Origin of the sequence: Pseudomonas asiatica, from assembly GCF_009932335.1 — a bacterium.
Classification (GTDB): Bacteria; Pseudomonadota; Gammaproteobacteria; order Pseudomonadales; family Pseudomonadaceae; genus Aquipseudomonas; species Aquipseudomonas asiatica.
Genome location: NZ_BLJF01000002.1, coordinates 674,320 through 686,275, shown reverse-complemented (window position 1 = coordinate 686,275; position 11,956 = coordinate 674,320). Strand labels below are relative to the sequence as shown.

The following is an 11,956-nucleotide window of genomic DNA, read 5'->3' as shown; positions in this document are numbered from 1 at the left end:
CGAAAAATCATCGGAAGATAGACCGCGTCCTGCGCTCAGTATTTTATTTCCGCTTGATAGCTAACTGGTGATGAATTTTAATTTCGGCATAACAATGCAATTACACCAGCAATCTTAGATAGCCTTTACTTACTAGACCGAGGTTTCATACGTCTGAAGATACGACTTGGAGAATCACTAAGACAAAACTTTAGCGTGTCATCCAGCACCTTCTGACGGACTTTCCTAGCCTGGCCACTGGTACCAAATCACACCCATACTTGGAAAGCACCTCTGCCATAACCAAGTTTTTCAGAAGCACTCCATCAAGTCTGTTACGGGAGATGCTGCGCTATCACTTTAGGTAGCCTTGGAGGAAGCTCCGCCAGTTTAGCAGCACTAGTTAGATCCGTTTTTAGTAATTTCAAAATTTTCAAAGACCATCTTCATATAGACGACAAGAAAACAATTAAAAGCCAAACCTCGATCAAAGTTTTCCGAGCCTGCTCTTCATTGATTGGCCATTTCAGCCAAGATAGCCCCAACACCTGGCCGTTTGGACCGGCAGAAACATTCCCAGGTAGCAGGTAGCAGGTACCAGGTAGCAGGTAGCAGCTAGCAGCTAGCAGCTAGCAGCTAGCAGCTAATAGAAAATACAAATTCTTTATGCCTCGCAAGGTGGGTGCCTTCAGGGTGACGACTGACCCATCGCATATGTTCGTAAGCGTTAAGAAAGTTCATACTAATCGCATGACTAGCTCATTACAGTCGGGCGAAAGCCAACTTCCTGCTAGAAATTGAGTGATCAACACCCAAGGACATCCTTATACAACCAAAAACAAAGACATCAATCACGCTTTATCATTCATGACCATAGCGTCGGCCATGTAAGCCTAAGACTGCATCATCTGACGAAACTCGGCGAGATATCCAGCCTGATTATAACTTGTTCGGATTTTTCTTCTCTCGGCATGCGCCGATTCACGCTCGATCACGTCCGAGCCAGATTCCATCTAGTTGAGCATGGTCTAGGCGCTGGCGCGAATGCCATGGGCTGAAAAGCCGATGCGGCCCTTACCCATGCGTTCGGGTGCTCGACTCAATGTCGTTGCTGTCATGCACTCGTTCGGCTTGCGATAGTAAGGAAATAGCAGCCGATGCGCTCCGTATACACTATCTGTTCAGATTAAGCCCGGCGCTCGACTTACCCTACCCAGTCTGCCCCCCCTTCAGCCCGAAGTGCATGCAACAACCTCGCTAAGGCTCCCTCCCCAACATTTCCCTCCTTCCGGGCAAGTCCGGTAACCATGGCAAATCGCCATCAAAACAAGGTAAATTCGCCAAAGAAATGAGGTCAAAGGCCGTTGTACTGCGGGTCGATCAGCTCGTGCCACCTGGGTCAGTTTTCGATCAGCTGCAACAAATAGCACCACATCAGGACGCCCAAGGTTCCAAGCAAATCCTATCGGCATTCCAAATGGCATTCCAACAAAAAAGTCAACTGATATTTTTTTAAAATCAATAGCTTGAACCGCCTATTCAGATTACCGGCGAACTGAGCTCGCTTAGCGACAACACCACTCATTGCTGACATCTGAGTGACCTGACGGAGTCCTCCTAACAAACCCCCTTAACATAGGCACTACCCAAAGAGCCCTCGCCATCGAAATCTTCCGGATACTCCCCCTCCTCAAGACCAATGAACGGTTTGATGACCGGTGCATCCGGTGTAACGCTGAGCACCTGCCTACCACCAATTGAAACCCATTCTCCAGCGCAATCGGGCACGATGAGAAAATACTTTTCCAAGCTTGGCTTACCCTCATCACCAATGACAGCCAATGCACCCGGCTCGATCTTCCTGTACGTCAGCGTGTCGACGGACAACCGCTCCATCAACCGCTCACACTCCTTGATACTGCCCTCCAGCTTGATGACGCGAATCTTCTGAGCAGTAGCCAGGTACTGAGCTTCTTCCTTGAAGGTATCGTAGCGACTTTGCATGGCGCCTATGTGCGAATTCGCTTCGTTTTGCGAATCACGCACGGACTCCTGCGCGGCGTTAAGCATACCCAGCAGTTTTTGCTTGATGCCCTGGAAAGCCGCTAGTTTTTCCTTATTGATACTCACGCAAAATCACTCCACTACGATCGGGAAACTGATAACCCTTTCCTTGCTTCAGGCACCACGATGAAACAGTGTCAGGAAATCCACAGTTGAAGTTGCAGCGGCCTTCGAGCACCAGGCGCAGCGGGGTAGATGAAATACTGCTTCGCAACTCCTGGGCCCACGGTTGCTGTTCAGCGATGACAAATGTGTCATTTTCATAAGTGCTATACGCCAGGTCCTGGCGCAAATAGCACAACGACGACTTCCCTTCCGGGAACACCCTGAAGTAGTCCCCATAGCCCTCAAGGCAGTTCGATTTTTTTGTGCACAAATCGCACACATCGTTGCTTTTTCTGGCAGTCGATTTCAGCTTGTATTCGACCAGTCCTTGGCGGGGTGTCAGGTACCTGACCCTGGAACGGCCGCGTTGCTGGCCATCATCCTGAATCAGTTTCAAATAGCCTGACGCTACTGACTCCTCAAGCGCTTCCTCCGGAGTAATGTAGTACCGGTCGTACTCAGCCGCTGACTCTTCTGTCCAGTACAGGTCCAGTAATTTCAGTCTCAACTGGTGTTGGTCAATAAATGCCAGCTGATCGGGGAGGTCCGTGGTATGCCCCCTCATCAACACCCTGTTCAGTGACATCGGTAAGGAACAATCAATCCCGGCCCGGATGCCCTCGATCAGCTTCTCAAGGTTTCCGCCTCCCGTTACCCTGCGATAGATATCTGGCGACATGGAGTGCCAGCTCAACCGCAAAAGGTCCAGACCCGCCTCTTTGAGCTCTTGCGCCTGCCGTGCAAGCAAGCTGCCGTTGCTGGTCATCGACACACGAAAGCCCATCGCTTTCAGCTTTGCTACCACATGGCCAACACGCACGTTACCTTCACGCCAGAGCAGTGGCTCAAGTGCCGCCACCTCCACTTGCATCAGCCCGGCGTTTTCCTTCCACCACTGCGCGACGCTGATAATCCGTGCAAGGCTAAGCCGGTTCATAGCACAAGCCCTGACAAAATGAGATCGCACACCTGTTCTGGCGTTCTGTCGCTGGTATCGACCTGGACAAGGTCCTGCATGGCAAGAAAGCGTCGACGGGCTTTGTCCAACAAGGTGAGGTTATGGTCGGTAGGGGAAACAACGCCGGTTTGATGCTCTCGCCGAGCAATGCGCTCACGGGAAACTTCGCTGCTCACTGTCAGCAAAATTGAGTGATCGGGCCGGGCCAGCGAGGGAAAGCATTCAGCGATATCGACAGGTAGCGGCTTTGCCTCAGGCCACTGGTAAGCGATGGTGGAGTGAATATACCGATCACAAATAACCGGCCCTCTCTCCAGCAATGCGTTAATTTCAACCTGTTGTGCTTCCAGCGAGTGCAGATAGAAAGCGTATTTTTCTTCCGTGCTTCCCTGGCGCTCAATACGCTGGCGCTCAGTTGAAAATCGCTCGTCTGGTGTTTTGATGCACACGGCGCCAAGGCGATTTGCGAGCATGCGTACAACGGTTGATTTACCGGCGCCGTCGATGCCTTCGATGGTAACGAAGAGGTGCTTCATGTGGATTATTGACTGCCTTGTCTAGCAACTGGAAAGCGTCAGGGCCGGCCCTCAAGACCGGCCACTGCCTGCTCTTTCAGTAGAAGTAATTGGATTCAGCCTTTTTATCGAGACCGACCACAACACTCTGGTCAATTCGACAGGCCGTCGGCGCGTCATTCACCCCCCAATGCCGACAGTAATAACGACCTTCGTTAACCGCCTCGCCCTCTTCGGTGAATACTTCGATCACGGCATTCCAAAGTGATACCCGCGGCGCATCACTGGTGGGGTCCAGGCACAGCAAATGAGTGATCTGCAACTCATCGTCATCATTCGCCTTATACCCCTGATAGCCGATAACCAGCAGCCAATGCCCCGCTTGCCCGCAGTCCCATTCGACACCCACGATCGGGATTTTTCGGTTATCGACAGCATCTGCAATGTTGCGAATGGTTGTTTTACGTCGTGGGGCGACATCAAGCACTGTGGTCACGACACCCGCATGCTTGAACACATCCACCAGCCAGCTCACATCAAAGTCGTCGGTACCTTCTGTAACCAAGGCACCAAAGGCCATCAAGTTTTCGCGAAAGCGGCCAAGGCGCGTGCGACCATCGAAACTGTCGAGTGATCGCGCCTGGTCTCGGGACATGACACCCAGTGCAATCAAGATCATCACGACACAATAAGGACCACAGGCGCCGTCCATTTCCCCTTGGCGCAGGTGGACGTAGTCGTGCGCGTGAGGATGCGCACAGGTCACCGGGCCGTTGGGCGAGACCGACAACCATGGGCTTACGAACATTTGATTCATACAGCATCATTCCTTTGCCGAGGCACTACAGCCGCCCAGTACACGCGGCCGCACCAAAAAACACAGGGGCTGGCGGCACTATGCACCCGCCGCCCGCATTCAGAACTCCACCGCCCGCAAGGTACGTGTCAACTCGCGCCAGTCACTGCAGTCTTTCTCAAGCTGGCTGGCAGCGCTTTGCAGGGCCACTAGGCTCTGCTCATACGGTTTTCTCTGATCAATGAAGAGCTGGTCAATCAACTCGCCGGCACTCTGAACCAGGGCATTTTCCAACTCGGCACCGGTCTCTTCGATCCATTGGATACGCTGGAGGGCACGGCTATGATTGCGCTCGTTCTCTTTTTCTTCGCTGCGCGCCGCCAGAAAAATTTCTGCAACCGCAAACACCAGCTGCACCACAGGCGCCGCGCGTCCCGCCCACTTTTGCAATGTCGACAGCCAACGGCCTTTCAACAGTGGAATCTTCAGCTTGCGCCCCAGAACAAGCAGCGAAGTCAGGTGATCCTGGTTGATACCTTTGAGCTGGGCGAATACTGGCCCGGACAACTTGTCCAGCAGCTCGCTTTCTTCGGCATTAGCGTAGAGCTTGGGATCTACCCCGGCATCGAGCAGCAAGTCGTCGATCTGCGCTTTGCGCATCATCTGCAGTTCGCTTTCGAGCCATTGCTGCAGCTTCTCGGCAATGCCCTGGGCCAGAACTTCCAGCGCTCGCGTCAGCGAAGCAGAGTCACCACTCTGATCAAGGGCACGCTCGATCGTCAGCCGTGCTGCCAGAATCTCGCGACGCACCAGATGCCTGGCGCTGTTTTTCAGCTGTTGCTGCTGACGTGCCATGTGCTCCAACTGTGCATCGATCGCGCCCAATTGCTGTGCCGGGGGCATTTCGCGTTCAAGTTGAACGGAGACCGGCGTGAGCAGTGCCCGCTCAATCATCGTGCAGGTTTGCTCAAGCAACTGCTCTTCGCCATCAAAGCGCTGCAGCCACTGTTTGAACCGAGCGATGAAGACGTCGTAACCCGAATGCTCAAGCAGCTTCGCTTTGCCCTCAAGGCGTCCGCGACTGGCCGACCTGACGTTCATCAGAATCACCGGCAACTGTTCGACCCATGCCTCATCCAGAGCATGGGTTCGCGCATAGTTGAGCAAGGTGCGCGAGAAGCTGGCCTGAATCCGCTCGATGACAGCAGGGTCGCTGTCTTCATAATTGAGCACGATGAACAACTGACGGCGCTGGGAGAGCAGCGTGAAAATACGTTCAACGATGTTCTGCGCATCCTGATCTTCCTGGCGCAGAACGAACAGAATCAAGTTGGCGCGCTTCAGTTGCTCAGTGCTGATTTCGTCATGCTCAATCGGCGCGTTGATCCCCGGTGTGTCGAGCAACACATGCCCGTCCCAATCGAAGTGATGCACGGTGTCGGTGGTGGGAATATCACCCACCACCGCACGCTCTTCACCCAGCAAGGCATTGATCAGCGTGCTTTTGCCAGCGTTGTAGGCACCGAACAACATGACGTGCACTTTGCGCTCGTCAATCTGTTCGATCAGCTGATCGATACGCGCAGGCGCATCCGGCAGGTAGCGCGAAGCGATGCTACAGGAACTGGCAATCAGCGTTTTGTACTGCTCAAAGGGGTTCATCGGGCAACGCTCTCCTTCAAACATTTCAGATCCTGCTCACTGCTCGCAATGATGTCGAACAGGCGCATGGCCTCGACGTCCACCAGGTCGATCGACTCGATGCAGGTATCTACCGCAGCGCCAACGGCCTTGGGCAAACGCGCGCGCAAGTCGGCTTCGAGCTTGCCATGCAAGCGTGCATAGCTGACCCCGACCACTTGCCGGACCATCTGCGTTTCGACCATGTAGTTACCGGCAGCGCCACCGAGCAGCCCACCCAGAAGCCCGCCAGCGATTGCACCAATCGGCCCGCCGAACGCAGTGCCGATTGCGGTACCGATCGCCGTGCCAGTGGCTGTCGCCGCCGCTTGCTTACCTCGCCCGGTAACCAACTCGACATCAACACCCAGGTCTTCGAAACTGCCGACGTCATCACTGGACATGTCGACCAGCACACCTTTGAGCTCGCTGACGTAGTCTTTCAACTCACGCGTCAGGTAATGCTCGATGGTGCTCTGGCACAGCGCATTGACATCCTTGGTCAGCGCTTGAACATCTTGCGTGGACTTGTGCGTTTCCAGCAGGTCAGCGAGTTTGAGCAGCACATCGGCAAGCACCGCCGAAGCGATCTGATCGCTACGTACCTTGAGGCCCTGAACCGCCTTGCGAGTGGCGTCTCGCAGTTCGTCCAGCCTGGGCAGCACGGTACTGCGCAAACTGCTCAGCACGTTGTTCTCAAGGTGGCTAACCATGAGCTGCGTGGCTTTGCTTTCCTTGTAAACGCGGGCCTCCTGGGCAATCACCTGCAACTGAGCGAACAACCGCTCAAAACCAGCCGCCTGCAGGCAATCGTCCTGCTCTGCGTTCTTACGGGCATACCGGACCGACACAGACACCACAGGTTTAAGCAGCGCCTCATCGAGGTCAGACGCGCGCAGCTGTTGTGCAGCACGTTTCCACACATCGCCTTCCTGCAGTGAACGATTGGCCGTCGTCTTGTTGCACAGCACCTTGATTAGCGTGTCCTGCCCGGGAACCTCATCCTCGTTGTAAAAGTCACTTTTGGTGATGATCGGCAGCAGGGGTTTATTGCGCTTGAGTTCCCCCTCCAGCTCAGCCAACTCCTGCACCTGACCTGGCGCAGTGGAACTGCTCAACCACAGCACCGCATCGGCGCTGTCGGTGTAACGCTTGGTCAGTTCACCATTCACACCTGTCACCGAAAGCAATCCGGGTGTGTCGATGAGAATCAGCTTTTGCCCCAGGCGGATGCCCTGGATCTGCGAGGTGGTTTCTGTCTCACCTTCGGCAAAGGGCTCATCGCGCTCGACGATCGCGTTGTCGGCCAGATGAAAGTACTGCACCGCCTCTCCATTGGCAGCGAAGCGTTCGGCGACAAAGTTGCAGAACGAACTCTTACCGGCATTGACCTTGCCAAACACCAGGATCACGGCTTTGTCGCCAAACGTTTCGGCAAGCTGTGCCGAAGGCTGATTACGCGCCCAGGTGCGTCCCCAGTCCTCGATGCACAACCGCACAACTTCGCGTACACCTTCGGCCTGGCGCGCCAGGTGACCGTCACGGTTCAACTTGCCCAGCGAGGGCTGGGCGCTCAACGCGCGGGTCAGATGAGATTGCCAATGCTTCAGTTTGCTTTCGTCGGCTTCCACCCGCTGGGTCAAATACTCGAACCCTTTGAGCGCCTCGATAAATGCTTTTTCCTGCATACACGATCCTGTGCTGGTTCAGGCTGCCCCAGGCAGCGAACTCATCGTCAAAAACAGTGTGACTACTGCCCCGCTTCAAACCGGTGGCAATCGAGCAATCAGCCTATTGGCAGGCTATTGAGAAACGTCTTGGCTTCGTTCCTCTCGGCGATATGCCGCTCCAGTACTTTGATTTCTCCATCAATCTCGCGTACGGGTGCATTACGCAAGAACGCTTTTTTCAGCGACTCAGTGGGAAATTTTGTCGGTTGGCTGACCATTGTCTGAACCAGCCCTTGAAGCTGCTTCGTATCAACTTCAATGCCATGCCCCTGGAGGAAGGCCTTCAGTTGGCGCTCGGCCGCTTCTTTGTTGGCTTGAAGTTTGGCGTTGCGTGCCTTCTCAGCAGCTTCTCGCTCGTAGTCGCGAGAAGACCCCGAAGAAGACGATGACGACGAGGAGTCCGAACTGCTGGATACCGCCGCTGCGACTGCCGCGACGGCTGCACCGGCTAACAAGATAAAAGGAAGCATGGCTCAGGCCTTATTGAGTTGTTTATGGAGCTTGCTGTGCAGGTTTTGGTACTCGGTGACAAAATTTGCCAGCAGCGCTTGCCGTTTGGCCTGCTGATGTAAAAGTCGCGCCTGCAAGTTGGTCAGCCCCTGATCGATCAGGCCTTCCAGGCTTTCCCCCAGCGCCAGCACTTCGTCCTTACGCGTTTGCTCGACATAAGCCAGTGCTGATTGCACAGCCTGGCGCAGCTCGTTGATGCCGCTTTTTTTGATTTTCAGCGCGCTTGCGCTCTCCAGGCCTTGACGATAACGATGGGCAGACACCGGAATGATTGGCAACTTCGGTGCTTGCTGCTTCATCAGCGCCTGAACATTCGCCAAGGTCTGCTCTTCGACCTGCTCGATCTGGGTCAGTACAATCAAGGTCTGACGCCCACTCTTGAGCGCGTCCTGCTGCAAGGTATCGATCATGTCGCATTCGCTCTGGTCGAGTTCGCCCTCTCGCACACAGTGCACAAACAGGCGGATATCCGATTGCTGCCAAGCGCCAGTCATCGCCGCTTGATCATCGTTGCGGGCAACGTCGGCATCCAGTCCGGGGGTGTCCAACCACCGCACGCCCTGATACTCGAAGTCGCTTAGCGCCGTCGTTTCCCGGGCATCGGACACAGCAAATTGCTCGCACTCGACCAATGCGTTGAGCAAGGAGCTCTTGCCATGGTTGTACTTGCCGATCACGGACACCACCGGCAGTCGCGCTTCGGCCAATAGGTATTGCAAACGGTTGATCTGATCAGTCTGATCGGGCAGCACCGCGTTGATTGCTTCGAAACCCATATCCACTCCTCTCCCTGAATGATGTCATTATGCCAACACTGGCCGTACCAAGGTACTCGCCCAACGCTGCATTGTCGGACTTGCACATCTAACGTCGGCGTGCAGGAAACAGCCTGATCAAGCACGCTCCAAGGTTGTCGGCGGTCTACGCTCGATCAAGCGTGTTTGCGCACATGGGGCAGTGATACGCGCAGGGCTGTGCTCCTTTCGGCATGCTTACTCCTCAACCCACAGGACAATAGCAACTTGCCACTGCGGGTGAGCGAACAGTAAGCGAGCGTGCGCAAAGGTTCCACGGGTGTGCAGATATACAGGTCAACTTTTAGTAGGGATCAGTGCTTCAGGCGCCGGGTTTAAGCAGACTTTCCCGGCGACCGATCCTGTCACTCCAACTTATATGACCAATAAATTTACACATCGCACCCAGCGCGTGGATTAGAAAATACCAAACAGCTTCGACTTGACGACCAGACCAGACGGAACCAGGCAGCTGGCAAAGAAGTTGTCTTGCTCGGCATACTTGTCGAACAAGCGGTCGAGCTCGAGATTGACCCGATCAAAGCCTTCATCGAGCCAGCCGATCAAGGTCGCTTTCAGGGTCAGTATAATTTTTGCCGCCTCAAACAGTGCCCCCACCTTGCGCATCAGACTGTCTGATTCAAACCCGTCTTCGATCTCTTTGAAACGCCCTTCCATCTCGCTCTGGAAGTCGTCGAATACTCGAGTGACTGCGCTTTCCAGCTCATCGCTGGTCTCCCAGTCACCCACGAAGCCAAAGGACGAGAGGTAGTCATCGAAGCTTCGTAAATCGGAAAACACTTCATCAAAGTCGGGGAGCTCGATTTCTCTGTCCAAATCGAGGTCAGCGATTTTGAACAGGCTCAGATCCGCCTTTTCAATCTTGCTGACCACAGTGTTGCGCATTTCCATGAGCACACGTTTGAAGTTCAAGCAGCTCATTGCTGCCAGACGCTTGCTCAGGAAGGCGTGAGATTGCTCCAGGTACAGTGAAAGCACTTCTTCCCGGCCAAAGGCCTGCGTCGACTGGCCGCCGCGCTTGCGTACCGACACCGAACACAGCGGTGTCACCGATACACCCGGGCACAGCTTGTGAATTTCCCGCGTCAAGGCTGCGACTTTATCACCCGCCACATCGGCATTGGTCAGGATGACTTGCAGGGGAATGCGTGCATCCTGGCCAATACGCTTGATCAGGTTGAGATCAACCGGTTCCAGACGTGCCGAGCTGGCGTTGATGACATAGAAAGCACCATGTATCCAGGTTTCCGGCTCCATGGGACGTTCGCGCCGTTGCTGCATGAAACGGTCGAACTGCTCAAGCCAACGCCCATAGTTGTCGGCCTCTAGCCCAACGCTGTCGAACACGTTCAGGAGGTGCCCCATGTGGGCAAACGTGTGGGACTGGAAATTCTTTTCCCAGGTGGTAACGGGCTTGCCACTTCCGGTTTCAAACAGGCCGGGCTGGTCGAACAGATAGTTGCAAAAGCTGCTTTTCCCTACACCGCTTTTGCCCAACACGATGAGGTTGATCGCGAATTGATCCATGGCGTTTCAAAACCTTGAACAGCTGTCATCTAAGGAAAGGCGGTGAGAAAGCGTAACGAGATGCCTCTCACCAAACCCTTCGGCGTTCACCAGTAAGTATCAGGCCTTGTTGGCCTTCCACTTTGACATACCGGCATTGAAAGCCTGCATGAAGAGCTCGCTGGAAAGCAGCTTTGTCCAATCCGGCGACTTGCCAGTTTTCAGGTAACCGTCGATGGCGCGTTCATACACCTCGACCAGGGCCAACCCCAGTCCGCCGGTGATTACCCCCGCCACACCAGCGTTTATGACCTGCCCAAACACCGGGATGAACTTGGTCAGGCTGGCCGCCAGCTGGCGCCCAATCAAGCTCAGGATCTGCCCCTTTAGCATACTGACGGCGATTTCACCCATCGAATCGAAGCCATAGAGCTTGGCCAGTGAGGCAGCCATGGCGATCTGCTGCGGCACGATGAGTAGCGCATCCGACATCGGCACCGGATTGAGCCCGGCACTGGCAGCGGTAGTGGCGCTGTAGGTCATGATGATGTTCATGGCTTCGCTACGCTTGGCCGGTAGCGAGGCAATCTGCGCAGCCACAAACGACTGACGTAGTGCATCATCCTTGAGCGATGTACTCGACCAAGTGATCAGCTTTTCAAGGTCCAGTTTCAGCTCTGGGTCAAGGGTGGGATTGTTGGCACAGGTCTCGAACACCTCGCAGTTCACACCGTTTTCGCGCAGGACTTTGCGAAACGCCTGGGAGGTCTCACCGTTACCCTGCTCGTCGATTGGCTCGGCATCGCACTGGGTAAGGACCACGGCCACCGGAATATCCAGTTCGCCAGTGAGCAAGCGCAGGTTGTCCACGTCAAAATCCGTGATGCGGTGATTGGCGACGGACAGGCAGTACCAAATGAGGTGGATCTGCTCATTCAGCGCCTGGTGTTTCCGCTGTTTGATTTCCGGGATGATTTTTTCCCGAAAGTTGCCCGCCGAAGCTTTGCCTTCAGTTACCTCGTAGCCCTCGGTATCGAAGATAACCAACGGCACTTTGGGGTCTTCGTAGCGGTGACAACCACGGGTGATCGGCTTTCCGGTGCCAACCTGGGCGATAGTCTTGCCGAAGATGTGGTTGATCAGGCTGCTTTTACCTACCCCGGTACCACCGACGATCATGAGGTTCGGTCGTTTAACCTGGGCCATCTCATTGTCGAACTGCTCTTCGAATCGCGTTTCCATACTTGCCATTGTTTTTCTCCGTCACTGCGCCTGTATGCGAAATGTCGCGCATTAAA

Annotated in this window: 10 protein-coding genes; all 10 read right to left on the bottom strand. The window is 54.6% G+C overall.

All coding sequences use genetic code 11. The annotated features are described in order from the left end of the window. Positions 1–1,596 precede the first annotated feature (1,596 nt). The 10 genes from GYA95_RS22560 to GYA95_RS22515 all read right to left on the bottom strand — a co-directional run bounded on the left by GYA95_RS22560 (position 1,597) and on the right by GYA95_RS22515 (position 11,909). The gene (locus GYA95_RS22560) at positions 1,597–2,109 is read right to left on the bottom strand and encodes a hypothetical protein (RefSeq protein ID WP_003150781.1); all 513 of its coding nucleotides are present in this window, start codon (positions 2,107–2,109) and stop codon (positions 1,597–1,599) included. Beyond that, positions 2,096–3,085 carry a radical SAM protein gene (locus GYA95_RS22555; RefSeq protein WP_003150783.1) on the bottom strand — a complete coding sequence of 330 codons (990 nt, stop codon included), beginning with the start codon at positions 3,083–3,085 and terminating at the stop codon, positions 2,096–2,098. The genes GYA95_RS22560 and GYA95_RS22555 overlap by 14 nt, the downstream gene beginning before the upstream one ends. Next, positions 3,082–3,642: a dTMP kinase gene (locus GYA95_RS22550; RefSeq protein WP_003150784.1), complete on the bottom strand. Its 561-nt coding sequence runs from the start codon at positions 3,640–3,642 to the stop codon at positions 3,082–3,084. Before GYA95_RS22550 ends, GYA95_RS22555 begins: the two co-directional genes overlap by 4 nt. A gap of 76 nt (positions 3,643–3,718) precedes the next feature. Further along, positions 3,719–4,438 carry a hypothetical protein gene (locus tag GYA95_RS22545; protein ID WP_003150785.1) on the bottom strand — a complete coding sequence of 240 codons (720 nt, stop codon included), beginning with the start codon at positions 4,436–4,438 and terminating at the stop codon, positions 3,719–3,721. A gap of 99 nt (positions 4,439–4,537) precedes the next feature. Next, positions 4,538–6,079 carry a GTPase gene (locus GYA95_RS22540; RefSeq protein WP_161551497.1) on the bottom strand — a complete coding sequence of 514 codons (1,542 nt, stop codon included), beginning with the start codon at positions 6,077–6,079 and terminating at the stop codon, positions 4,538–4,540. Then, entirely contained in the window at positions 6,076–7,785 is a 1,710-nt protein-coding gene (locus GYA95_RS22535; RefSeq protein WP_058162732.1) for a GTPase domain-containing protein, read from the bottom strand. Before GYA95_RS22535 ends, GYA95_RS22540 begins: the two co-directional genes overlap by 4 nt. A 98-nt stretch (positions 7,786–7,883) precedes the next feature. Then, entirely contained in the window at positions 7,884–8,297 is a 414-nt protein-coding gene (locus GYA95_RS22530) for a hypothetical protein (protein ID WP_126593930.1), read from the bottom strand. Between the two features lie 3 nt (positions 8,298–8,300). Next, positions 8,301–9,113, bottom strand: coding sequence for a GTPase (locus GYA95_RS22525; RefSeq protein ID WP_003150789.1), 813 nt, complete (start codon positions 9,111–9,113; stop codon positions 8,301–8,303). Positions 9,114–9,548: 435 nt separating this feature from the next. Next, the gene (locus GYA95_RS22520; protein WP_003150790.1) at positions 9,549–10,679 is read right to left on the bottom strand and encodes a GTPase; all 1,131 of its coding nucleotides are present in this window, start codon (positions 10,677–10,679) and stop codon (positions 9,549–9,551) included. Between the two features lie 99 nt (positions 10,680–10,778). After that, the gene (locus tag GYA95_RS22515; protein WP_058162733.1) at positions 10,779–11,909 is read right to left on the bottom strand and encodes a YcjF family protein; all 1,131 of its coding nucleotides are present in this window, start codon (positions 11,907–11,909) and stop codon (positions 10,779–10,781) included. Positions 11,910–11,956: the final 47 nt, after the last annotated feature.